21 protein-coding genes are annotated in these 21,788 nt (G+C 67.7%); 7 read left to right on the top strand and 14 right to left on the bottom strand.

Going from position 1 to position 21,788, the window contains the following annotated elements; all coding sequences use genetic code 11:
* The 4 genes from AC1DGE_RS12340 to AC1DGE_RS12325 are packed head-to-tail and all read right to left on the bottom strand — an operon-like array spanning nucleotide 1 to nucleotide 5,815.
* Nucleotides 1-783, bottom strand: a complete 783-nt coding sequence (locus AC1DGE_RS12340) for a CoA transferase subunit A (RefSeq protein WP_441419335.1) — start codon at nucleotides 781-783, stop codon at nucleotides 1-3.
* A 19-nt stretch (nucleotides 784-802) separates the two neighbouring features.
* On the bottom strand, nucleotides 803-1,966 hold the full coding sequence (locus tag AC1DGE_RS12335; RefSeq protein ID WP_476893537.1) for an acyl-CoA dehydrogenase family protein: 1,164 nt from the start codon (nucleotides 1,964-1,966) through the stop codon (nucleotides 803-805).
* 53 nt (nucleotides 1,967-2,019) lie between these two features.
* Nucleotides 2,020-4,200 (bottom strand): acetyl/propionyl/methylcrotonyl-CoA carboxylase subunit alpha, encoded by a 2,181-nt coding sequence (locus AC1DGE_RS12330; RefSeq protein WP_476917528.1) that lies wholly within the window; start codon nucleotides 4,198-4,200, stop codon nucleotides 2,020-2,022.
* Between the two features lie 7 nt (nucleotides 4,201-4,207).
* A complete protein-coding gene (locus AC1DGE_RS12325) occupies nucleotides 4,208-5,815 on the bottom strand; it encodes a carboxyl transferase domain-containing protein (RefSeq protein ID WP_476917527.1) in 1,608 nt (535 codons plus the stop codon).
* Between the two features lie 156 nt (nucleotides 5,816-5,971).
* On the opposite strand from AC1DGE_RS12325, the gene AC1DGE_RS12320 reads away from it, so the two are divergent.
* Together AC1DGE_RS12320 and AC1DGE_RS12315 are read left to right on the top strand one after the other, a co-directional pair.
* Nucleotides 5,972-6,598, top strand: coding sequence for an SACE_7040 family transcriptional regulator (locus tag AC1DGE_RS12320; protein WP_441419331.1), 627 nt, complete (start codon nucleotides 5,972-5,974; stop codon nucleotides 6,596-6,598).
* Nucleotides 6,599-6,796: 198 nt separating this feature from the next.
* Entirely contained in the window at nucleotides 6,797-7,144 is a 348-nt protein-coding gene (locus tag AC1DGE_RS12315; RefSeq protein ID WP_476917526.1) for a hypothetical protein, read from the top strand.
* 199 nt (nucleotides 7,145-7,343) lie between these two features.
* Here AC1DGE_RS12315 and AC1DGE_RS12310 read toward each other — a convergent pair whose 3' ends face one another.
* The 3 genes from AC1DGE_RS12310 to pdhA are packed head-to-tail and all read right to left on the bottom strand — an operon-like array spanning nucleotide 7,344 to nucleotide 10,932.
* Nucleotides 7,344-8,747 carry a dihydrolipoamide acetyltransferase family protein gene (locus AC1DGE_RS12310; protein ID WP_476893534.1) on the bottom strand — a complete coding sequence of 468 codons (1,404 nt, stop codon included), beginning with the start codon at nucleotides 8,745-8,747 and terminating at the stop codon, nucleotides 7,344-7,346.
* On the bottom strand, nucleotides 8,744-9,754 hold the full coding sequence (locus AC1DGE_RS12305; protein ID WP_441419329.1) for an alpha-ketoacid dehydrogenase subunit beta: 1,011 nt from the start codon (nucleotides 9,752-9,754) through the stop codon (nucleotides 8,744-8,746). The genes AC1DGE_RS12310 and AC1DGE_RS12305 overlap by 4 nt, the downstream gene beginning before the upstream one ends.
* On the bottom strand, nucleotides 9,754-10,932 hold the full coding sequence (gene pdhA / locus AC1DGE_RS12300; RefSeq protein ID WP_476917525.1) for a pyruvate dehydrogenase (acetyl-transferring) E1 component subunit alpha: 1,179 nt from the start codon (nucleotides 10,930-10,932) through the stop codon (nucleotides 9,754-9,756). Before pdhA ends, AC1DGE_RS12305 begins: the two co-directional genes overlap by 1 nt.
* A 195-nt stretch (nucleotides 10,933-11,127) precedes the next feature.
* Between pdhA and AC1DGE_RS12295 the strand changes: the two genes are divergently transcribed.
* Nucleotides 11,128-11,601 carry an Lrp/AsnC family transcriptional regulator gene (locus AC1DGE_RS12295; protein WP_441419327.1) on the top strand — a complete coding sequence of 158 codons (474 nt, stop codon included), beginning with the start codon at nucleotides 11,128-11,130 and terminating at the stop codon, nucleotides 11,599-11,601.
* Nucleotides 11,602-11,728: 127 nt separating this feature from the next.
* Here the strand turns inward: AC1DGE_RS12295 and AC1DGE_RS12290 are convergent, their stop codons facing one another.
* Both AC1DGE_RS12290 and AC1DGE_RS12285 read right to left on the bottom strand, forming a co-directional pair.
* Nucleotides 11,729-13,345, bottom strand: a complete 1,617-nt coding sequence (locus AC1DGE_RS12290) for a solute symporter family protein (RefSeq protein ID WP_441419326.1) — start codon at nucleotides 13,343-13,345, stop codon at nucleotides 11,729-11,731.
* The gene (locus AC1DGE_RS12285; RefSeq protein WP_441419325.1) at nucleotides 13,342-13,722 is read right to left on the bottom strand and encodes a DUF485 domain-containing protein; all 381 of its coding nucleotides are present in this window, start codon (nucleotides 13,720-13,722) and stop codon (nucleotides 13,342-13,344) included. The genes AC1DGE_RS12290 and AC1DGE_RS12285 overlap by 4 nt, the downstream gene beginning before the upstream one ends.
* A gap of 229 nt (nucleotides 13,723-13,951) precedes the next feature.
* Here AC1DGE_RS12285 and AC1DGE_RS12280 point away from each other — a divergent pair, with 229 nt between their 5' ends.
* Genes AC1DGE_RS12280 through AC1DGE_RS12265 form a run of 4 tightly spaced genes read left to right on the top strand, consistent with a single transcriptional unit; the run spans nucleotide 13,952 to nucleotide 17,773 of the window.
* Nucleotides 13,952-15,169: a sensor histidine kinase gene (locus AC1DGE_RS12280; RefSeq protein WP_441419324.1), complete on the top strand. Its 1,218-nt coding sequence runs from the start codon at nucleotides 13,952-13,954 to the stop codon at nucleotides 15,167-15,169.
* A gap of 27 nt (nucleotides 15,170-15,196) precedes the next feature.
* Complete coding sequence (locus tag AC1DGE_RS12275; protein ID WP_175323149.1) at nucleotides 15,197-15,916, top strand: LytR/AlgR family response regulator transcription factor; 720 nt, start codon at nucleotides 15,197-15,199, stop codon at nucleotides 15,914-15,916.
* Nucleotides 15,913-16,299, top strand: a complete 387-nt coding sequence (locus AC1DGE_RS12270; protein WP_441419323.1) for a hypothetical protein — start codon at nucleotides 15,913-15,915, stop codon at nucleotides 16,297-16,299. The genes AC1DGE_RS12275 and AC1DGE_RS12270 overlap by 4 nt, the downstream gene beginning before the upstream one ends.
* Before the next feature lie 7 nt (nucleotides 16,300-16,306).
* A complete protein-coding gene (locus AC1DGE_RS12265; protein ID WP_441419322.1) occupies nucleotides 16,307-17,773 on the top strand; it encodes a sodium/solute symporter in 1,467 nt (488 codons plus the stop codon).
* 32 nt (nucleotides 17,774-17,805) lie between these two features.
* Here the strand turns inward: AC1DGE_RS12265 and AC1DGE_RS12260 are convergent, their stop codons facing one another.
* The 5 genes from AC1DGE_RS12260 to tsf all read right to left on the bottom strand — a co-directional run bounded on the left by AC1DGE_RS12260 (nucleotide 17,806) and on the right by tsf (nucleotide 21,750).
* Nucleotides 17,806-18,384 (bottom strand): DivIVA domain-containing protein, encoded by a 579-nt coding sequence (locus AC1DGE_RS12260; protein WP_441419321.1) that lies wholly within the window; start codon nucleotides 18,382-18,384, stop codon nucleotides 17,806-17,808.
* 102 nt (nucleotides 18,385-18,486) lie between these two features.
* Nucleotides 18,487-19,407 (bottom strand): phosphatidate cytidylyltransferase, encoded by a 921-nt coding sequence (locus tag AC1DGE_RS12255; RefSeq protein ID WP_476893532.1) that lies wholly within the window; start codon nucleotides 19,405-19,407, stop codon nucleotides 18,487-18,489.
* Nucleotides 19,407-19,964 carry a ribosome recycling factor gene (gene frr, locus AC1DGE_RS12250; RefSeq protein WP_138769830.1) on the bottom strand — a complete coding sequence of 186 codons (558 nt, stop codon included), beginning with the start codon at nucleotides 19,962-19,964 and terminating at the stop codon, nucleotides 19,407-19,409. The genes AC1DGE_RS12255 and frr overlap by 1 nt, the downstream gene beginning before the upstream one ends.
* Before the next feature lie 74 nt (nucleotides 19,965-20,038).
* Entirely contained in the window at nucleotides 20,039-20,776 is a 738-nt protein-coding gene (gene pyrH, locus AC1DGE_RS12245) for a UMP kinase (RefSeq protein ID WP_146335261.1), read from the bottom strand.
* A gap of 137 nt (nucleotides 20,777-20,913) precedes the next feature.
* Nucleotides 20,914-21,750: a translation elongation factor Ts gene (tsf, locus tag AC1DGE_RS12240; RefSeq protein ID WP_441419319.1), complete on the bottom strand. Its 837-nt coding sequence runs from the start codon at nucleotides 21,748-21,750 to the stop codon at nucleotides 20,914-20,916.
* Nucleotides 21,751-21,788: the final 38 nt, after the last annotated feature.

Genomic DNA, 21,788 nt, shown 5'->3' with positions numbered 1-21,788 from the left:
CTATGCTCCTGCCTTCTCGGTGGTGCTGGAGGTGGTGCTGGAGGTGGTGCGCTTTTCGATCCGTTTCTCCGCCTGCGGCGCGAGGACCACCCTCTGGACAAAGATGCCGGGGACGTGGACGTGCTCCGGGTCCAGCTCCCCCGGCTCCACGAGCTCCTCGACCTCGGCGATGGTGATCCGGCCGGCCATGGCGCAGAGCGGATTGAAGTTCATTGCGGTGGCATGGAACACGAGGTTGCCGTGCCGGTCGCCCTTCCAGGCGTGCACCAGGCCGAAGTCGGGGGTCAGCGCCTCCTCCAGCACGTAGTCGGCGCCGTGGAAGCTGCGGACTTCCTTGGCCGCGGAGGCGATCGCGACGGTCCCGTCGGCGTCGTACTTCTGCGGCAGGCCGCCGTCGGACACCTGGGTCCCGACGCCGGCGGGCGTGTAGAAGGCCGGGATGCCGGCTCCGCCGGCCCGCAGCTTCTCGGCCAGCGTGCCCTGCGGGGTGAGGACTACTTCGAGTTCGCCGGCCAGGTATTGCCGGGCGAACTCCTTGTTCTCCCCCACGTATGAGCTGATGGTGCGGCGGATCCGGCCGTCCTTGAGCAGGATGCCGAGCCCCCAGTCGTCCACGCCGCAGTTGTTGCTCACGGTTTCCAGGTCGGTCGCGCCGCTCTCATGCAGGGCGTCGATTAGCGCCACCGGGATGCCGCACAGCCCGAAGCCGCCGACGGCGAGGGAGGCGCCGTCGGGGATGTCCGCGACGGCCTCGGCGGCGCTGGCAACAACTTTGTTGATCATCGGTGACCCTTCCGGCCGGCTACAGTCCCAGTTCGCGGGCGATCAGCATCAGCTGGACCTCCGTGGTGCCCTCGCCGACTTCAAGGATCTTGGAGTCGCGGTAGTGGCGCGCCACGGTGAATTCGTTGATGAAGCCATAGCCGCCGAACACCTGGGTGGCATCCCGCGCGTTGTCCATGGCTGCCTCGCCTGCGACCATCTTAGCGATGGCCGCCTGTGTCTTGAACGGCTTGCCGGCGAGCATCCGGGCGGCCGCGTCGTAGTAGGCCAGGCGGGCGGTGTGGGCGCGGGCTTCCATCCGGGCGATCTTGAACGCGATGGCCTGGTACTTGCCGATGTTCTGGCCGAAGGCGCTGCGCTCCTTGGCGTATTTCACCGACTGGTCCACGCAGCCCTGGGCGGCGCCGACGGCGAGGGCGGCGATCGCGATCCGGCCCTCGTCGAGGATGGAGAGGAAGTTCGCGTAGCCGCGGCCCCGGGTGCCGAGCAGGTTTTGCTCGGGGACACGGACGTTGTCGAGGGTCAGCGGGTGGGTGTCCGAGGCGTTCCAGCCGACCTTGTTGTAGGCCTTCTCCGCCGTGAAGCCGGGCGTGCCGGCGGGCACCAGGATCGTGGAGATTTCCTTCTTGATGCTTCCGTCCGGGCGTTCCTCCTGGCCGGTCACCGCGGTGACCGTGACGAGCTTGGTGATATCGGTGCCGGAGTTGGTGATGAACTCCTTGTTCCCGTTGATGACCCACTCCCCGCCCTCGAGGCGCGCGGTGGTCTTGGTACCGCCCGCGTCCGAGCCGGCCTCGGGCTCGGTCAGGCCGAAGCCTGCGAGCGCCTTGCCGGAGGCCAGCAGCGGCAGCCATTCCTGCTTCTGCGCGTCAGTGCCGAAGCGGTGGATCGGCATGGCGCCAAGCGAGACGCCGGCCTCGAGGGTGATCGCGACCGACTGGTCCACCCGGCCGAGCTGTTCCAGGGCCAGGGCGAGGGCGAAGTAGTCCCCGCCCATGCCGCCGAACTCTTCCGGGAACGGCAGGCCGAACAGGCCCATGTCCGCCATCTGCGAGACGACCTCGTAGGGGAAGCTGTGCTCTTCGTCGTGCTTGGCGGAAACCGGGGCCACCACCTGGTCGGCGAATTCGCGGACGGTGTTGCTGAGGTCCTGGTAGTCCTCGCTGAGTTCAAAATCTGGCATGGGGGTGACTCCTGTGTCTGGTGTGGCTGTGGTGTGGTGGTGAGCGTGCGGGGCTAATCCGCCGCGCCCATCGCGATGACGGCTTCTTCGATCGTGTCTTCGGCTTTCGACGGCTCGGCGGGGTGGATGGTGGCCAGCACCTGGTCCGCCTTGACGAGGTCTCCGGTGCCGGCGCTGATGTGGACGGTGCCGTCCAGCGGCGCCACCAGCTGGTGCTCCATCTTCATGGCCTCCACCGAGAGCAGGACCTGGCCGGCTGTCACGGTCTCGCCGTTGCTGACCGAGACGGACACCACGGTGCCGGGCATCGGCGAGCGCACCGCCGGGTCGGCGGCGCCTTCCTCGCGTTCGACGGCGGCCAGCACCCGGGCGAGCCGGGCCTCGCGGCTCAGCACCTCGAGGCGGCAGGACCAGCCGTCGTTGCCGAGGAATATGTCGGTGGGCGCAGGGCTGTCCGGCCCCGGGTGGTGGGGGCCCGTGGACACCTGTGCAAGGGAAAACCGTCGGGCTTCCCCGCCGAGGGTCACCTCTGCCTGGTTGCGCCCGGCGAAACCCAACGATGCTGTGCGTTGCGGGCCGCCATTGACGCTGACCGTCGCAGTCCCCCGCCCTAGCGAGCCGGACACCTCAACGGTGGCGATTCCGCCGTCGGGCGTTCCGAGACTGATCCGGCGCGGGGCAGCTACACCGAGCCTCCAGCCGTCACGGCGGTGCCAAGGTCCTTCCCCGGCGTCAACTGAATCGGGTTCCCGCATCGCCGCGGCGAAGACGGCGGCAGCGGCCACCTCGAAGTCGCCCGCATGCCGGAACGTGAACTCGGGCATCTTGCGTTCGATCAGGCCGGTGTCGAGGCGTCCGGCGCGGACATCGGCGTCATTGATCAGCAGCCGCAGGTACTCGACGTTGGTGTCAATGCCCAGGGCGGTGTACCCGGCGAGCGCCCGGTCCAGGGTGTCCAGGGCCTCCGCCCGGTCCCCGCCCCAGGCGATGACCTTGGAAATCATCGGGTCGTAGCTGCTGGAGATCTGGAGGCCCTCCAGCAGGGCCGAGTCGACTCGGACGCGGCCCGCTGCGGCATCCGGCTCTTCGTCCAGCAGCACGACGCGTCCGATGGATGGAAGGAAGTTCTTCTCCGGTATCTCGGCGTATACCCGGGCCTCCACCGAGTGTCCGGTCAGCACGACGTCGTCCTGGCGGAGGGTGAGTTCCTCCCCGGCGGCGATCCGCACCTGCCATTCGACCAGGTCCACGCCGGTGACCATCTCGGTGACCGGGTGTTCGACCTGCAGCCGGGTGTTCATCTCCATAAAGAAGAACTCGTCCGGGGCGTTGTCCGAGACGAGGAACTCCACGGTGCCGGCGCCGCTGTAGCTGACGCTGCGTGCGGCCTGGCAGGCGGCCTCGCCAATCCGGGCACGGATGTCCGCCCCGTCGGGCAGGGTTTCGAGCAGCGGCGAGGGTGCCTCCTCGATGACCTTCTGGTGCCGGCGCTGCAGGGAGCACTCACGCTCGCCGAGGTGGATGACGTTGCCGTGGTTGTCCGCCAGCACCTGGACCTCGATGTGGCGCGGCGTGGTGACGAGCCGTTCCAGGAACAGGGTGTCGTCGCCGAAGGCGCTTGCCGCCACCCGGCGGGCGGTGGCCAGCGTGGCTTCCAGGTCCTCAGGCCGTTCGACGACGTGCATCCCCTTCCCGCCGCCGCCGGCGGAGGGCTTGATCAGCAGCGGGAAGCCGACGCCGGCCGCCGCCTCGATCAGCTGCGCGTCGCTCATGCCGGGTTCGGCGATGCCCGGAACCACGGGGACGCCGTAGCCGGTGACGTGGTTCTTGGAACGGATCTTGTCTCCCATGACGTTCAGGGATTCGACGCCGGGCCCAATGAACGTGATCCCGGCTTTTTCCAGGGCGCGGGCAAAGTCGACGTTCTCGCTCAGGAAGCCGTAGCCGGGGTGCACGGCGTCGGCGCCGGTGTCCCGGCAGGCCTGGATGATGGCCTCGATCTTGAGGTAGCTTTCGGTGGCGGCCGCAGGGCCGATCCGGACGGCGACGTCCGCCTCGCGCACGTGGCGGGCGTCGGCGTCGGCGTCGGAATAGACCGCCACGGAACGGATGCCGAGGGCCCGGAGGGTGCGGATCACGCGACAGGCGATCTCGCCGCGGTTGGCGACGAGGACGGTGCCGAAGAGCGGCTTCCGGGGTGCTGGAAGAGGAGTAGTCGGCGAAGAAGTAGTCATTGCTGGCTCACATCCGGAACAGGCCGAAGGAGGTCTCCGGCAGCGGGGTGCGGGAGACGACGTCGAGCGCCAGTCCCAGGACGGTGCGGGTGTCCGCGGGGTCGATCACGCCGTCGTCCCAGAGGCGGGCAGTGGAGTAGTACGGGCTGCCCTGGTCCTCGTACTGGGCCTTGATGGGGGCCTTGAAGGCTTCCTCGTCCGCGGCGGACCATTCCTCGCCGCGGGCCTCGTACTGGTCCCGCTTGACGGTGGCGAGCACGCTGGAGGCCTGGTTGCCGCCCATCACCGAGATCCGGGAAGCCGGCCACATCCAGAGGAAGCGCGGCGAGTAGGCGCGGCCGCACATCGAGTAGTTGCCGGCGCCGAAGGACCCGCCGATCACCACCGTGAGTTTGGGAACCCGGGCGGTGGCGACGGCGGTGACCATCTTGGCGCCGTTCTTGGCGATGCCGCCCTGCTCGTAGTCCTTGCCGACCATGAAGCCGGAGAGGTTCTGCAGGAAGATCAGCGGGATGCAGCGCTGGTCGCAGAGTTCGATGAAGTGCGCGCCCTTGAGCGAGGACTCGCTGAAGAGCACGCCGTTGTTCGCCACGATGCCCACGGGGTGGCCGTGCAGCTTCGCGAAGCCGGTGACCAGGGTGGTGCCGTAGTTCTTCTTGAATTCGTGGAAGCGGCTGCCGTCCACCAGCCGGGCGATAACCTCGCGGACGTCGTACTGCGCGTTGACGTCGGTGGGCACCGCGCCGTACAGCTCGTCCGGGTCCGCCTGCGGTTCGACGACGGCGTCCACGTCCCAGACGGGGGCCGCCGGCTTCGGCAGGGTGGAGACGATGTCCCGGACAATCTGCAGGGCGTGTTCATCGTTTTCGGCGAGGTGGTCGGTGACGCCGGAGATCTTGGAGTGCACCTCGCCGCCGCCAAGCTCCTCGGCCGTGACGATCTCGCCGATCGCGGCCTTCACCAGCGGCGGGCCGCCGAGGAAGATGGTGCCCTGGTTGCGGACGATCACGGTCTCGTCGCTCATCGCGGGAACGTAGGCGCCGCCGGCGGTGCAGGAGCCCATCACCGAGGCGATCTGCGGGATCTTGGCTGCGGACATCTTGGCCTGGTTGAAGAAGATCCGGCCGAAGTGCTCCTTGTCCGGGAAGACCTCGTCCTGCTTTGGCAGGAAGGCGCCGCCGGAGTCCACGAGGTAGATGCAGGGCAGCCGGTTCTCCAGCGCGATTTCCTGCGCCCGGAGGTGCTTCTTCACCGTCATCGGATAGTAGGTGCCGCCCTTGACGGTGGCGTCGTTGGAGATGACCAGGACCTGGCGGCCGTGGACCAGGCCGATCCCGGCAATCACCCCGGCGCCCGGCGAGTCGCCGTTGTACATGCCCTCGGCCGCCAGCGGGGCGATCTCCAGGAAGGGGCTGCCGTCGTCGAGCAGCCGGTCGATCCGTTCCCGCGGGAGCAGCTTGCCGCGTGCCACGTGCCGTTGCCGGGACTTCTCCGGCCCGCCCAGCGCGACGGCGGCGAGGCGGTCCTTCAGCTCCCGGGCCAGGCCGAGCTGCGCCTCGCGGTTCGCGGCGTAGCCCGGGCTGCCCGCGTCCAGCTGGCTGGCGATTGTCTCCATTGACTGCTTTCCGTCCCCGGCCGTGCGGTGCCCGCCCCCGCGGGGCGTCCCGGCCATTTCGGTTAGTAACGCATAACTGAGATTTAGGTTAGTCTCTATTAACTGTGATGTCCAACACAGGATAGTCTCAACACAGGACAGTCGAGAGGGACGCCGGTGACCGAGTCCAGCCAGACAACCCAGCGAAGCCAGGCCAAGGAGAACCGCCGGAAGGCGCTGCTCACTGCGGCGGCCGCCCTCTTCGCAGCGGACGGCTTCAACCGCGTTTCCTTGGAGGACCTGGGCGCCGCCGCCGGGGTCAGCGGGCCCGCCGTGTACCGCCACTTCGCCGGCAAGCAGGCGGTCCTCGGGGCCCTGCTGCTCAGTGTCAGCCAGGACCTGCTGGAGGGCGGCCGCAGTGTGGTGGCCGGATCCGAGGGTGCCGCCGCGGCCCTCGCCGGGCTGGTCGAATTCCACGTGGACTTCGCGCTCAGCAACCCGGACGTCATCCGGGTCCAGGACCAGGACTTCAGCAACCTCGACGACGATGACGAGGCCGAGGTCCGCACACTGCAGCGCAACTATGTGGAGCTCTGGGTGGACGTCCTGGCCGGGTTGCATCCGGACACCGATCCGGCCGAGCTGCGAATGCGCGCGCACGCCACCTTCGGCCTGATCAACTCCACGCCGCACTCGGTACGCAACCACGGGCGCCGGATGGCCCTCAAACGGGCCCGGCCGCTGCTGGAAAGCATGGCCCTGGCCGCCTTGACGGCGCCGGCCACACCGCGCCCGCTCGGCTGAGGGCTGGCCTCTTCCCGGCTCAACCCCGCAGCACTCCGGGGCACATTGGCGCGGACACGCCGACAAACCAGGGCCCGCCGTCGAATATTGCCCTCAAAGTGCCCCCGGACGGCAACCGGCCGGGCACAGCGGGATGCGGCTGGGAGGCCCAATGACTTACTGTTCGTTGCAGATCAACCCCAAGCGGAGAAGGTGCGAGTGGCAGCGTTACGCGACCCAGGCTTCTGGGGGCACGACGGCCGTGTCGGAGTAATTACCCAAGGAACGTGGGCAGATCGTCTGGTTTTGGTTTATCCGGACGCTCTGGAGACTTGGACCTTCATACCAAGCTCTACTCCGGAAGAAGAGATGCTTGATTTCTACCCGGTCACGGACCAAGCCGCTGAAGAGGTCATCACGGAACTGGGCATAGTTTGGTTGGCCCGGAACCAGCAAGAGAACCAACTTGAAAGACTGATCTTTGACCAGCGGTCTCATCTGGGCGAGGACACATCCATACGTGGAATGCTTGCTGAAGCGATCAAGCGACTCCTTGGGGAGAAATAAACAGGCGGCCCGTCGAACAGGACAGGCTATTGCCGGCACCCACGGCCAGAAGCATTGGCGGCTCAACCCCGCAGCACTCCGGGGCACATTGGCGCGGACACGCCGACAACCAGGGCCAGCCGTCGAACATTGCCCTCAAAGTGCCCCCGGACGGCAAAAGGCCGGGCACCCATAGCGTGGATGCCCGGCCCCGAAGTGCCTAGACCATCGCCAGCGCCATGCCGGGATCGGCCAGGATGGCGCCCAGGTCCTGCAGGAAGCGGGAGCCCTGTTCGCCGTCGACCAGCCGGTGGTCGAAGGACAGGCTCAGCGTCATGACCTGGCGCAGCGCCACCTCGTCCTGGTACTCCCACGGCATCTTCCGCACCGCGCCGAGAGCCAGGATGGCGGCCTCGCCGGGGTTGAGGATGGGCGTGCCGGCGTCGATGCCGAAGACGCCGATGTTCGTGATGGAGATGGTCCCGCCGGAGAGGTCCGCCGGGGCCGTTTTGCCGGCCCGGGCGGTCTCAGTCAGCTCCGTAAGCGCGGTAGACAGCTGCAGCAGCGACATCTGGTCCGCGTCCTTGATGTTCGGCACGGTCAGCCCCCGCGGCGTGGCGGCCGCGATGCCGAGGTTGACGTAGTTGAACTGGACGATCTCCTGGTTGGCCTCGTCCCACCGGGCGTTGAGCGTCGGGTGGTTGCGCAGCGCGATCAGCACAGCCTTGGACACCAGCGTCAGCGGTGTCAGCTTGTAGCCCGCGAACGAGCGGCTGGCCTTGAGCCGGCCCAGCAGTTCCATGGTGGGCGTGACATCGAGGGTCAGGAACTCGGTGACGTGCGGCGCCGTGAAGGCGCTGGATACCATGGCCGCGGCGGTGAATTTCCGCACGCCCTTGATCGGGGTCCGGGTTTCCCGCTCGCCCTGTACCGGTGCCGGCGCAGCGGCCTGGCCGCCGGCGAGTTCCTGGGGCGCCACCGGAAGGTCGCCGCCGCCAACGAAGTTCCGGACGTCATCGCGGGTGATGAGCCCGCGCTCCCCCGTGCCGGTGATGGCTGCGAGGTCGACGCCGAGGTCCTTGGCCAGCTTGCGCACCGGCGGCGTGGAGCGCGGACGCTCTGCCGGAGTGGTGTCAGCGCCATGGGTGTCTGCCACCGGCGCGGGTTCGGCCACGGTCTGCACGGCTGCCACGACCGGCGCGGCAACCGGGGTTTCAGCGGGAGCTGCCACAGGAGCCGTCGGGGCTGCCGCGGCGGCGAAGCTGCGGGCGCGGCGGGCCGGACGGCCGGAGCCTTCCAGCACGGCGCCGTAGCCGACCAGGTTCGGTTCCCGCTTGGCGGGGGCTTCCCCGGAGTCACCGCCGCCGTCGTCGCCCTCGATCTCGAAGGAGACGATCGGCTTGCCGACCTCAACCACGGTGCCCGGCTGCTCATGCAGCGCCGTCACGACGCCGGCGAACGGCGAGGGCAGTTCGACGACGGCCTTGGCTGTTTCCACCTCGGCGATGATCTGGTTAAGCGTGACGGTGTCCCCGACGCCCACCTTCCACGCGACGATTTCTGATTCCGTCAGGCCTTCGCCGAGGTCCGGAAGCCGGAATTCCTTGATCATGGTGGCGGTCATCCTTCCAGCCCGCTAAGGGAGTTGGGGCGGCCCAGGGCCCGGTCGACGCCGTCGAGGATCCTGTCCAGGCCCGGCAGGTGGTGCATTTCAAGCTTTGAATACGGGTACGGGACATCGAAGCCGGTCACCCGGACGGGCGCCGCTTCGAGGTGGTAGAAGCAGCGTTCCGTGATGCTGGCGGCCACTTCGGCGCCGAGGCCGCCGGACTGGCTGGCTTCGTGCGTGATGACCAGCCGGCCGGTCTTCCGGACCGAGGCCTCCAGGGTCGCGAAGTCCAGCGGGGCCAGCGAGCGCAGGTCGATCACCTCGACGGAGACGCCTTCATCCGCGGCAGCGAGCGCGGCGTCGCGGGCGGTCTTCACGAGCGGACCGTAGGCGACCAGCGTCACGTCGGTGCCCTCGGTGACCACGCGCGCCTTCTCCATGGACAGGGCGGCGGCGAGGTCGAGCGACTCATCGACTTCGCCCTTGTCGTGGTAGCGGCGCTTGGGCTCGAAGTAGAGCACCGGATCGTCAGAGGCGATGGCCTGCTGGATCATGGTGTGGGCGTCCTGCGGGTTGGAGACGCTGACCACGCGCAGGCCCGAGGTGTGGGTGAAGTAGGCCTCGGGCGACTCGGAATGGTGTTCCGGTGAGCCGATGCCGCCGCCGAAGGGCACGCGGATGGTGATCGGCATCTTGACCGCGCCCTGGGTGCGGTAGTGCATCTTGGCAACCTGGCTGACAATCTGGTCGAACGCCGGGTAGATGAAGCCGTCGAACTGGATTTCAACCACCGGGCGGTAGCCGCGGTAGGCGAGGCCGACGGCGGTGCCGAGGATGCCGGATTCGGCGAGCGGGGTGTCCACCACGCGGTGCTTTCCGAAGTCTTTCTGCAGGCCGTCGGTGACGCGGAAGACACCGCCAAGGGTGCCGATGTCCTCGCCCATGAGGATCACCTTGGGATCGTTTTCGAGGGACTTGCGCAGGCCCGAATTAATGGCTCGGGCAAAGGTCATCTGCGTCATCAGCGTGCACCTTCTTCGGAAGCGGCCTCTGCGGGATCGCCGAAGGAAGCCAGGTAACGGGTGTAGTGGTCCTGCTGGCGCTCCAGCGAGGAGTTGGGCGTGCTGTACACGTGCTTGAAGATGTCCAGCGGCGCCGGTTCCGGCATGTTGATGGTGCCGGAGCGCAGTTCCTTGGCGACGACGTCGGCTTTGGCGGCGACGGCGGTTTCCAGCTCGGCGGTCAGCAGGCCCTTACGCTCGAGCAGGGTCTTCAGCCTGGCGATCGGGTCCTTCGCGGCCCAGTCCTCGAGCTCGTTGGCGTCCCGGTAGCGGGTGGGGTCATCCGCCGTCGTGTGCGGTCCCATCCGGTAGGTGACGGCCTCAATGAAGGTGGGTCCCCCGCCGCGGCGGGCACGGTCGATGGCGATCCTTGTGGCGGCCATGACGGCCAGCACGTCGTTGCCGTCGACGCGCATGCTCGGGATGCCGAAGCCGGAGGCGCGGTCCGCGATCTGGATGTGGGATTGCAGCATTACGGGCTCGGAGATGGCCCAGTGGTTGTTCTGGCAGAAGAAGACCACGGGGGCCTGGAAGCTCGCCGCGAAGACCATGGCCTCGTTGACGTCGCCTTCGCTGGTGGCGCCGTCGCCGAAGTAGGCCACGGCCACCGAATCAGCGCCGTCGTTCTGGATCCCCATGGCGTACCCGGTGGCGTGCAGCGACTGGGCGCCGATGATGATTTGCTGCGTCGCCACGTTCACCGTGTAGGGATCCCAGCCGGCCAGGGCGTTGCCGCGCCAGGCTTTCACGATGTCCGCCGGCTGGACCCCGCGGACATAGGCGACGCCGTTGTCACGGTAGCTGGGGAAGACGAAGTCGTCGTCGCGGAGCGCACGTGCCGAGCCGATCTGGGATGCTTCCTGGCCCAGCAGCGGAGGCCACAGGGCGAGCTCGCCCTGGCGCTGCAAGGCGGTGGCCTCGGCGTCGATCCGGCGGATGGCCACCATGTCCTCGTAGAGCGAGGTGAGTTGTTCGTCGCTCACGTCCTGGACCCAGGAGTCGAACTCCGGATGGCTTACGCGCTCACCTCCCGGGGTGATGAGCTGGACGAGATCGCCGCCCGAGCGCCTGTTTGATTCTGCACTGTTCCCGGGGCCGCCGGCGGCAATGCCGCCCTTGCCCGCGTCGTCGGTAAACACAGTTTGTCCGCACCTTCTGACGTCGTCTGACCCTGCCCGCGGGACTCGTGATCCCTACGCGCGACGGCCACCCGGGCGCCGTTGCCCCGGATAATTGTGACCCTACTCACAACTGCCATTGGGTACAACCACCCTCGAATAAATTGAGCATTCTGCCCTGTCTGGCCCTTTGGGACCGTGCTAACCTTGCGCATTATGCAAGCTTTGGATGGCACCGACACCCGCCTACTTTCGGCCATGGCGAGGGATCCCCGGCGTACCGTGGTGGCACTGGCGCAGAAGCTGGGCTTGTCGCGCAATACGGTGCAGGCCCGGATGGCCCAGCTGGAGAAAAAGCACGTCTTCCTCTCCTTCGAACGCCGGATCAACCCGGCCGCCCTGGGCTATCCCCTGATGGCGTTCATCTCCGTCCACGTCCAGCAGCAGAAACTGGGCCAATTGGCGGTGGAACTGGCGGGCATCCCGGAAATCCTGGAAGGCTACGGCCTCACCGGTTCCGCCGACCTGCTGCTCCGGGTGGTCGCCCTCGACGCCGAGGACCTCTTCCGGATCAACGGCAAGATCCTCGCCTGCGACGGCGTGGAGCGCACCGATACCGCCCTGGCCATGGGTGAACTGATTCCCTTCCGGATCCAGCCGCTGCTGGAACGCGGCTCCGCGGAGGCCTGAGCCGTTCACCTGGCTGCCTGGCAACCGCAAGGCAAAGAGGAGCCCCCGTGCAACTGCACGGGGGCTCCTCGTCATTGGTGTTGCCTGCCGGGGCCGCCTGCTTGTGGTCCGCGGCCCGGCCGGGCGTTTAGTGGTTGGTGGCCTTTTCGGCGCCCACCCCGGTCAGGGAGCGGACCTCCATTTCGGCCTGCTTGGTGGTGTCTTCGAGCTTCTTGTCCAGGACCGTGCCCAGCCAACCCAGCAGGAAGGCGAGCGGGATGGAGACGATGCCGGGGTTGCTCAACGGGAAGATCGCGAAGTTGGCCCCCGGGATCATCGACGTTTTGGCGCCGGAGACCACCGGGGAGAGCGCGATCAGGATGATGGCCGAGCCGAGCCCGCCGTACATGCTCCAGATGGCTCCCTGGGTRGTGAACCGGCGCCAGAACAGCGAGTACACGATCGTGGGCAGGTTGGCCGAGGCCGCCACCGCGAAGGCGAGTGCTACGAGGAACGCGACGTTCTGTCCGTTGGCGAAAATTCCGCCGATGATGGCGAGCAACCCGATCACGACGACCGTGCGACGGGCAACCTTGACCTCGGTATTGGCGTCGGCCTTGCCCTTGGCGATGACGCTGGCATAGATGTCATGCGCGAAGGACGCTGCCGCCGTGATCGTGAGGCCGGCGACGACGGCCAGGATCGTGGCGAACGCCACCGCGGAGATGAATCCGAGCAGCAGGGGTCCGCCCAGGTGGAAGGCCAGCAGCGGCGCTGCCGAGTTGACGCCGCCCGGCGCCCCCTTGATCGTGTCGGCACCCACCAGCGCGGCTGCGCCATAGCCCAGGACCAGCGTGAACAGGTAGAAGATACCGATCAGCCAGATGGACCACACCACGGACTTGCGGGCTTCCTTGGCGGTCGGAACCGTGTAGAAGCGCATCAGGACGTGCGGCAGGGCCGCCGTGCCGAGGACGAGCGCCAGGCCAAGGGACATGAAGTCAAGCTTGGAGGTCTCGGTCTTGCCGTACTGCAGGCCCGGGTTCAGGATGCTCGGGTTCTTCGAGGTTTCCACCGCGCCGCCGAGCAGGTCGGAGAGGTTGAAGCCGTAGATGGCCAGCACCCAGAAGGTCATGACGGCCGCGCCGGCAATGAGCAGCATGGCCTTGATGATCTGGACCCAGGTGGTGCCCTTCATCCCGCCGATCAGCACATACATGATCATCAGGGCGCCGACGACGACGATCACGAGCGCCTGGCCGCCCCAGTCGCTGATGCCCAGCAGCAGCGAGATCAGGCTGCCGGCTCCCGCCATCTGGGCCAGCAGGTAGAAGAAGCAAACGGCCAAGGTCGAGATGGCCGCGGCGATGCGGACCGGGCGCTGCTTGAGCCGGAATGAAAGGACGTCGGCCATGGTGAACTTGCCGGTGTTGCGCAGCAGTTCGGCCACCAGGAGCAACGCGACGAGCCACGCCACGAGGAAACCGATGGAGTACATGAAGCCGTCATAGCCGTTGATGGCGATGGCGCCGGTGATACCGAGGAACGAAGCCGCAGAGAGGTAGTCGCCGGCGATCGCGGTGCCGTTTTGCGGGCCCGTGAAGGAGCGGCCGGCGGCATAGTAGTCCGCCGCGGTCTTATTGTTTCGGCTCGCCCTGACGACGATGACCATGGTGATCGCGACGAACAGGGCGAAGATGCCCATGTTCAGCGCGGTGGTGTCCTTGAGATCCGCAACGTTGACCGCGGGAACCATAAACGTCATTTTGTTTCTCCGCTCACTCGGTTGCCGTGCTTGTCGAACTCGTGGCCTTCGATTCCGTGGCGGATATCGGCGGCGATCGGGTCCAGTTTCCGGTTCGAGTAGCTGACGTACCAGCCGGTGATGGCGAACGTGGAGACGAACTGCAGCAGGCCCAGGATCAGGCCGATGTTGATGTTGCCCCAGACCTTGGTGGACATGAAGCCCACCGCGTAGTCGGCCAGCAGGACGTAGGCGAAGTACCACAGCAGGAATGCGATGGCCATCGGAAAGACAAAGCTGCGGTGACGTTTACGCAGTTCCTGAAACTGCTCCGTCGATTGGACTTCCTTGAAGTCCACGAACGCCGGTGCGTCCGTTTCTTGGGCTTCGTGACCCATCGTTCCTCCTCATTGAGACTGGCGAGCCACCCCCGGGTACCCCGGGCTCCGGGAAACAGACTTCCGGCCTTGTGTGACTGCAATCACTGTGCCTCGTGATGCGTATTACATTCCAGCACCGCCGTGTTTCCCGTCGCTCAACGGTCGCGATGCTGCGCCCAACGGCGCCTTTCGGCCGTTCCGCCGGTGTTCTCCCCCGGCCTGCGGGCCGCCACGCTACGCTGGCAGCATGCCGGACTCTCCCCTCTTCACCGCCGCGGCGATCGCCGTGATCGCCTTGGCAATCGCCGTCGTCGTGGCTGTCGGGCTCAAGGTCCTGCGCTCCTTCCGCGAGCTGGGTACCGACGCGGAACGCGCCACCTACAAGACGTTGCACGCGGCGTCCCGCGCCGGCCAGTATCTGCGCACCGGACTGAACCCGGCCGGCGCAGCCAAGGCGAGCCGCCAGCTGCGCAGCCTGCTGGGCTGCGATGCCCTGGCGATCACCGACACGACCGGGGTGCTGGCCTGGGACGGTGCCGCCGAAGAGCTCAAGCCCGCCTTGATGGGCCTCGCCGCCAAGGTACTGGAAGGCGGCCACACCGCCGTGATCCCGGCAGGCGAACTGCAACTGCTCGCCAACGGCAAGGCCGCCGCGCCGCTGGCCCCCGGGACGGAACGCGCCGTCGTGATCGCCCCGATCAAGGCCAGCACCCGGGTGGTGGGCGTGGTGGCGGCCTTCGCCCCGGCGGCCGGCGCGGGGCTGGTGCGCGCCACCAGTGAGGTGGCCGACTGGGTGGCGACGCAGGTGGAACTGGCCGAGCTGGACGCGTCCCGGACGCTGCTGATGGAGGCCGAGGTCCGTGCGCTCCGGGCCCAGATCAGCCCGCACTTCATCTACAACTCGCTGAACGCGATCGCGTCCTTCATCAACACCGACCCGGTCCGCGCCCGCGAGCTGGTGGTGGAGTTCGCGGATTTCACCCGATATTCCTTCCGCCGGCACGGCGACTTCACCACGCTGGCCGAGGAACTGCGCTGCATTGACCGGTACCTGCTCCTGGAGCGCGCACGCTTCGGCGACCGGGTGCAGGTGAGCCTGCGGATCGCCCCCGAGGTGCTCAGCACCGTCATCCCGTTCCTGAGCCTGCAGCCGCTGGTGGAGAACGCGGTCCGGCACGGGCTGGAGGCCAAGGAGGGCCCGGGCCACATCAGCATCACGGCCAACGACTCGGGCGCCTTCGCCGAGGTGACCATCGAAGACGACGGCGTCGGCATGGATCCGGAGAAACTGCGTGCCGTCCTGGCCGGGCACAGCGACGGCGAACACGTCGGCCTGCACAACGTCGATGCCCGGCTGCGACAGGTGTACGGCGAGGACAACGGCCTGGTGATCGAGACGGCGCCGGGCGAGGGCACCCTGATCACCATGCGGGTGCCCAAGTCCCAGCCGCGGCACGACGCCTGAGTCCGTACCCGGCAGTACCCTAGAACCATGATTAACGTCCTCGTCGCCGATGACGAGCTGCCCGCTGTCGAGGAGTTGGCCTTCCTGCTGGGCCGGGACGAGCGGATCGGGGCGATCCACCGTGCTTCCTCCGGCGCCGAGGCGCTGCGCGCCCTCGAGTCCCAGGAGGTCGACGCCGTGTTCCTGGACATCCATATGCCGGCCCTCTCCGGCCTGGACATCGCCCGGGTCATCGCCCGCAGCGCCAAGCCTCCCGCCGTCGTCTTCGTCACCGCCGACGAGGACTGCGCGCTGGAGGCGTTCGAGCTGGCGGCCGTCGACTACCTGCTCAAGCCGGTCCGCGCCGAGCGGCTGGCCAGGTCGATCGGCCGCATCAGTGAGCTGATCCGTGAGGGGGCACCGGCGCCGGAGATGATCACGGTGGATCTGGGTGGAACCACCAAGATGATCCGGCGCGAGGACGTCACCTACGTCCAGGCGCAGGGCGACTACGCCAGGCTGCACACCGCGGACGCCAGCTACCTCATCCGGGTGCCGCTGGCAGACCTCGAGCAGCAGTGGGCCGATGCCGGGTTCCTGCGTATCCACCGCTCGTACCTGATCGCCCTGAACCACGTCGGCCACATGAAACTGGCCGCGGCCCGTCCCAGCGTGACCGTCGCCGGGGCCGAACTGCCGATCAGCCGCCGGCACCTGCCGCCGGTCCGGGAGAAACTCGAGGCGACCCGGATCCGGCCGCAGGCATGACCCGGGTCCGCGTCACCGCACCGCGCAGCTTCAAGGTAGGCAGCGCCGCGTCAGGCAGCATCGCCGCCGGGCGCTCGGCCGCCGACACGCGCGAGGCCGCCGAGGAATCCGACGCCGGGCAGGTGTTCGTCCGCTCTCTAATCCGCTCCCAGCTCCGGCTTGGCATCGTGGTGGCCGCCGGTTTCCTGCTCATCCTGCTCGCCTTCGCGCTGATACTGGGGCTGGTGCCTGGCCTGGCCGAGCTGCGGATCGCGGGGCTGCCCTTCGACTGGGTCCTGCTGGGCGCCGGGATCTACCCGGTGATCGGGCTCAGCGCCTGGCTGTACGTCCGCACGGCCGCGCGGAACGAGTCCCGCTACCGCGACCTGGCCGGGGACAAGTGAGGCGCGGGTGAACCCGGTCGTCGGCATCGCGGCCTTCGCGGCAGTCTCGCTGGCCACCGCCGTCATTGGTTTCTACGGCCTCAGGGTCTCGCGCACCACCGGGGATTTCTACGTCGCCTCCCGCACGGTGCGGCCCTGGTGGAACGCCTCGGCGATCGGCGGCGAGTACTTGTCCGCCGCCAGTTTCCTCGGCGTCGCCGGACTCATCCTGCTTTCCGGCACCGATGCCTTGTGGTTCCCGGTCGGGTACACGGCCGGCTATCTGATGCTCCTGCTGTTCGTGGCCGCCCCGCTCCGCCGGTCCGGCGCGTACACGATTCCCGACTTCACCGAGGCCCGGTTGGATTCCCGCGCGGTCCGCCGGGTCACGAGCTTCGTGGTGGTGGTGGTCGGCTGGCTTTACATCGTCCCGCAACTCCACGGCGCGGCGCTGGCCATCCGCATCACCACCGGGCTGCCGGCCTGGGTGGGACAGGTGGCTGTAGTCGCCGTCGTGTGCGTGACGGTGGTGTCCGGCGGGATGCGCTCCATCACCTTCGTCCAGGCGTTCCAGTACTGGCTGAAGCTGACCGCGCTGGCCGTCCCTGCGCTGTTCATCCTGCTGGTGCTGGCCGGCAACGGCTCCCGTGCGGTCGCCGAGGCGTCGGTGAACCCCACCGCGATGGCCCCGGCCGGGCCCTACCAGAACATCTCGCTGCTGGTGGCGCTGCTGTTCGGGACCCTGGGGCTGCCGCACGTGCTGGTGCGCTTCTACACCAACCCGGACGGCCAGTCGGCGCGCCGGACGACCTTGATTGTGCTCGGCCTGCTCTCGGTCTTCTACCTGTTCCCGACGGCGTACGGCCTGATCGGGCGGACGTTCGCCCCGGGTCTGGCCAAGAGCGGCCAGGCCGATGCCCTGGTGCTGCTGCTGCCGGGCCGGATGATCGGCGGAACGGCAGGCGACCTGCTCTCCGCGCTGGTGGTGGCGGGCGCCTTCGCCGCCTTCCTGTCCACCACCTCGGGGCTGGTGGTGTCGCTGGCGGGTGTCATCAGCCAGGACATCCTGGGCGGCAGCGTGCGCGGGTTCCGGCTCGCGGCGCTGATCTCGGCAGTGGTTCCGCTGGGGATCGCGACCATGACGGACTCCACGGCGCTGGCCGGGAGCGTGGGGCTGGTCTTTGCCTTCACGGCCTCGACCATCTGCCCCGTGCTGTTGCTGGGCATCTGGTGGCGCGGGCTGACAGACGCCGGCGCGATCGCCGGAATGCTGACCGGGGCGGTGTCCTGCGGCGGCGCCATGCTGGCCGGCGCCATGCTGGGCTCCGCCGGCACGCCGCCGTGGCTCGCGCAGCCGGCCGCGTGGACGGTCCCGGCTGCGTTCGCGGTGATGGTCCTCGTCTCGCGGGCCACCCAGGGCCGGGTTCCGCGGACCATCACCCGGCTGATGACAAGGCTGCACACCCCGGAACGGCCGCTCGCCACCGAACGGTGACGCGCCAGTCTGTGACGCGTCGGCCGGTGGCGTCAGTCGATCGCGGCCATCAGTTCGACGACGCGGTCCAGGAAAGCGTCGACCTGGCTTTCCTCGTAGCCTTCGCGTCCGACGGCGGGACGGAAGACGGCGCGGCGGATGTTGTCCACGCTGAGCGGCTGGTCTTCCTCGAGGTAGCCGATCAGCTCGTGGCAAAGGTCGTCGACGTCGGTGGTGTTGTAACTGCGCACCTTGGCCTTGGCCGGGCGGCGGAAGCGCTGGCCGTCGGGGCGGTGCAGGCGGCCGCGGAGCAGGCCCGCGAGCCGGCCGATTTCACGCAGCCAGGCTTCCTCGCCGCGCTCCCCGATCAGTTCGTCGCGTTCCCGGCGGGCCAGGGCGTCCTCGAGGCGGTCCAGGGCCGCGTCCACCCCGGCGGCTGAGTAGCCGCCCTTGACCGGGTCGAAGGAGACGGCCCGGACATCGGCGCTCTTGACCGCCCGTCCCGCGGCCTGGGGTGTTTCGAACGAGACCCGCGCGCGCTGCAGGAACTGGTCCACCTGCTTGGCGTTATAGCCGTACTGGTTCCGCTGCACGCGGTCAAAGGAGGCCGGAATCTGCCGTTGAATGTCCACTGTAACTATGTTTCCTTCGATGCCGTTCGGCTCTGGTTGCGCCAACTTCAGGCGTGTTTGCCCGGCACCATTCTAGGCACCGGGAGGAGGCGGGATGCCGCCTTAGCCGCCGGCGCCGGCGGAGAAGATCATGAATGCCACCGGGGAGGCGAAAACGATGGAGTCAAGGCGGTCCATGACTCCCCCGTGGCCGGGCAGGATGCTGCTCATGTCCTTGATGCCGAGTTCGCGTTTGACCATGGATTCGGCCAGGTCGCCGGCGGTCGCCGCGGCGACCATGCCCACGGCGAGGGCGGCGCCGAACCACCAGGGTTCGCCCAGCACGTAGACGCTGGCAAGGATGCCGACCAGGACGGCGCCCGCGATCGACCCGCCGAAGCCTTCCCAGGACTTCTTCGGACTGATCTTGGGGGCCATCGGGTGCTTGCCCAGCGAGGCGCCGACGAGGTAGCCGAAGGTGTCGTTGGAGACCACCAGCAGCAGCAGGGTGCCGATCTGCCAGGCCCCGATCGGCACCACACCGCCGGGCCAGGGTCCGATCGGGGTGACGCCGCCGGAGGCATGCAGCGGCAGCACGGCGAAACTGATCAGGAACGGAACCCATGTCATCGTGAAGACGCCGGCGAAGATGCTGCGCGCGGACCCGGCCGCCCCCTCCAGGGAGCGCCACAGGAGCACCGCGACGCTGCTCAGTAGCAGCGCGAACAGTAGACTTTCGGGGCCGCCGAAGTAGGCTGCGAGCGGCATCGCCACGGTGCCCGTCATCGCCGGGATGATGGGCAGCCGGGTGCCGGAGGCCTCCAGCGCGCGGAACACCTCCCAGACGCCGAAAACGGCAAAGGCGGTGACGATCAGTACGAAGGCCAGGGGCAGGAACAGCAGGCCGCCCAGCACGGCGAAGAGCATGGCAAGGCCTACCGCCGTGGCGGCAGGAAGGTTCCTGCCGGCTTTGGGCGTCGGATTCTTCCGCTCTCTCCCCCGCACCCGGACGCGAGGTCCGGATGCCTGCTGTTCGTCCCCCATCAGACCTCGAGCAGCTCGGCTTCCTTGCGCTTGAGCAGCTCGTCGATGCCGTCGACGTGGGCCTTGGTCAGGGCGTCGAGTTCCTTCTCGCCGCGGGTGCCCTCGTCTTCGCCGGCTTCGCCGTCCTTAACCAGCTTGTCCAGGGTTTCCTTGGCCTTGCGGCGGATGTTGCGGATGGACACCTTGGCGTCCTCGCCCTTGGACTTGACGATCTTGACGTATTCCTTGCGGCGTTCCTTGGTCAGCTCCGGGATGGTGATCCGGATGACGTTGCCATCGTTGGAGGGGTTGGCCCCCACCTCGGAGTCGCTCAGGGCCCGCTCGATGTCCCGCAGGGCGGTCTTGTCGAACGGGGTGATGAGGATGGTGCGGGCGTCCGGGACAGCGAAGGAGGCCAGCTGCTGCAGCGGCGTCGGCGAACCGTAGTAGTCCACCAGAACCTTGTTGTACAGGCCCGGGGTGGCACGTCCGGTGCGGATCGAGGCGAAGTCTTCCTTGGCTACCTCAACCGCCTTGTCCATCTTGTCCCCGGCTTCGAGCAAGGTTTCTTCGATCACGTTCTCTCCTCAGAAATTGGTGCGCACCCCTTTGCCCGGGGAGCGGAGCTGTCCTAAAAACATCCTAGCCGCAGCTAGGGGGTGACTACGGTGCCCAGGTCCTCGCCGCGGATGGCCCGGGTGACGTTGCCTTCGCCCTCCATGCCGAACACCACCATGGTCAGGTTGTTGTCCTTGCACATGGTCATCGCCGTCTGGTCCATGACCCGGATATCGCGGCGCAGGGCCTCGTCGTAGCTGAGCCGGTGCAGTTTCTCGGCTGAGGGGTCCTTCTTCGGATCGGCGGTGTAGACGCCGTCGACCCCGCTCTTGGCCATCAGGACGACGTCGGCGTGCACCTCCATGGCGCGCTGCGCGGCGACGGTGTCGGTGGAGAAGTACGGCAGGCCGGCGCCGGCGCCGAAGATCACGACGCGGCCCTTCTCCATGTGGCGGATGGCGCGGCGCGGAATGTACGCCTCGGCAACCTGGCCCATGGTGATGGCGCTCTGCACGCGGGTCTCCACGCCGGCCTGTTCCAGGAAGTCCTGGAGGGCGAGGCAGTTCATCACGGTGCCGAGCATGCCCATGTAGTCGGCGCGGGAGCGGTCCATGCCGCTCTGCGAGAGTTCGGCGCCGCGGAAGAAGTTCCCGCCGCCGACGACGATTGCGACCTCGACGTCGGGAACGGCGGCCGCGATCTGCTTGGCGACTCCGCGGACCGTGTCCGGGTCAACGCCCAGTTTGCCGCCGCCGAAGACCTCGCCGGACAGCTTCAGGAGCACGCGGCGCCTGGTCTTCTTTGGCTGGGCTGAATTGTTGACGGTATCCATGGTGCCTTCCCGTTGGTGAGCTCTGAAAAAGGTTATCGTGCCGGGGGCCAAAGGCTGCATTCCGCCCCGGGCCAGCGTGAGCGGGTGCATGCAAAAGGGGCGGCCACCGCAGTGACCACCCCCTCAGCGTGACTTACTTAGGAACCGACGCGGAAGCGCGTGAAAGCGGTTGCCTTGACGCCGGCCTCTTCGAGGACCTGCGCGACGGACTTCTTGGCATCCTTGGCGAATGCCTGGTCAACGAGGACCTCGCCCTTGTAGAAGCCGGTAACGCGGCCTTCCACAATCTTGGTCATGGCAGCCTCGGGCTTGCCCTCGGCCTTGGCGGTTTCCTCGGCGATGCGGCGCTCGGACTCGACCAGCTCCGACGGAACGTCCTCGCGGGTCAGGTAGTTCGGGGCCATCGCGGCGATGTGCACGGCGACGTCGTGGGCGGCGGTGGCAGCAGCTTCGCCTTCGCCGTCAACGGCGAACAGCACGCCGACCTGGGCCGGGAGGTCCTTGGAGGTCTTGTGCAGGTACGCGTCGACCGTGGGGGCCTCGATGCGGGCAATGCGGCGGACGACAACCTTCTCGCCCAGGATGGCGCCTTCTTCGACGACGACCTCGGAGAGCGGCTTGCCGTCGACGTCGGTGGCCAGCAGGGTGTCGAGGTCGGCAGCGCCGGACTCAACAGCGACAGCGAGCACCTTGTCGGCGAGCTGGATGAACTTGTCAGCCTTGGCGACGAAGTCGGTCTCGCAGTTGACCTCGATCATCACGCCGACGCCGCCGTCGACCTTGGCAGCAACCAGGCCTTCTGCGGTGGAGCGGCCTTCGCGCTTGGTGGCGCCCTTGAGGCCCTTGATGCGGATGATTTCGATGGCCTTCTCGGCGTCACCGTTGGCTTCGTCAAGAGCCTTCTTGACATCCATCATGCCGGCGCCGGTGCGCTCGCGCAGAGCCTTGATATCAGCGGCAGTGTAGTTCGCCATGTGAACCCCTCTGTCTAGAAATTTTGTGTGGTGTACGG

It is taken from the genome of Arthrobacter sp. 05N425, assembly GCF_056397125.1.
The sequence above is the reverse complement of the archived record's forward strand: the minus strand, read 5'-3'. Positions and strand labels throughout refer to the sequence as shown.

Excerpts from the sequence above, each read along its gene's own strand:
- AC1DGE_RS12340 (WP_441419335.1), bottom strand. The coding sequence starts at position 783 with ATGATCAACAAAGTTGTTGCCAGCGCCGCCGAGGCCGTCGCGGACATC.
- AC1DGE_RS12335 (WP_476893537.1), bottom strand. The coding sequence starts at position 1,966 with ATGCCAGATTTTGAACTCAGCGAGGACTACCAGGACCTCAGCAACACC.
- AC1DGE_RS12330 (WP_476917528.1), bottom strand. The coding sequence starts at position 4,200 with ATGACTACTTCTTCGCCGACTACTCCTCTTCCAGCACCCCGGAAGCCG.
- AC1DGE_RS12325 (WP_476917527.1), bottom strand. The coding sequence starts at position 5,815 with ATGGAGACAATCGCCAGCCAGCTGGACGCGGGCAGCCCGGGCTACGCC.
- AC1DGE_RS12310 (WP_476893534.1), bottom strand. The coding sequence starts at position 8,747 with ATGACCGCCACCATGATCAAGGAATTCCGGCTTCCGGACCTCGGCGAA.
- AC1DGE_RS12305 (WP_441419329.1), bottom strand. The coding sequence starts at position 9,754 with ATGACGCAGATGACCTTTGCCCGAGCCATTAATTCGGGCCTGCGCAAG.
- AC1DGE_RS12295 (WP_441419327.1), top strand. The coding sequence starts at position 11,128 with ATGCAAGCTTTGGATGGCACCGACACCCGCCTACTTTCGGCCATGGCG.
- AC1DGE_RS12285 (WP_441419325.1), bottom strand. The coding sequence starts at position 13,722 with ATGGGTCACGAAGCCCAAGAAACGGACGCACCGGCGTTCGTGGACTTC.
- AC1DGE_RS12280 (WP_441419324.1), top strand. The coding sequence starts at position 13,952 with ATGCCGGACTCTCCCCTCTTCACCGCCGCGGCGATCGCCGTGATCGCC.
- AC1DGE_RS12275 (WP_175323149.1), top strand. The coding sequence starts at position 15,197 with ATGATTAACGTCCTCGTCGCCGATGACGAGCTGCCCGCTGTCGAGGAG.
- AC1DGE_RS12270 (WP_441419323.1), top strand. The coding sequence starts at position 15,913 with ATGACCCGGGTCCGCGTCACCGCACCGCGCAGCTTCAAGGTAGGCAGC.
- AC1DGE_RS12255 (WP_476893532.1), bottom strand. The coding sequence starts at position 19,407 with ATGGGGGACGAACAGCAGGCATCCGGACCTCGCGTCCGGGTGCGGGGG.
- pyrH (WP_146335261.1), bottom strand. The coding sequence starts at position 20,776 with ATGGATACCGTCAACAATTCAGCCCAGCCAAAGAAGACCAGGCGCCGC.
- tsf (WP_441419319.1), bottom strand. The coding sequence starts at position 21,750 with ATGGCGAACTACACTGCCGCTGATATCAAGGCTCTGCGCGAGCGCACC.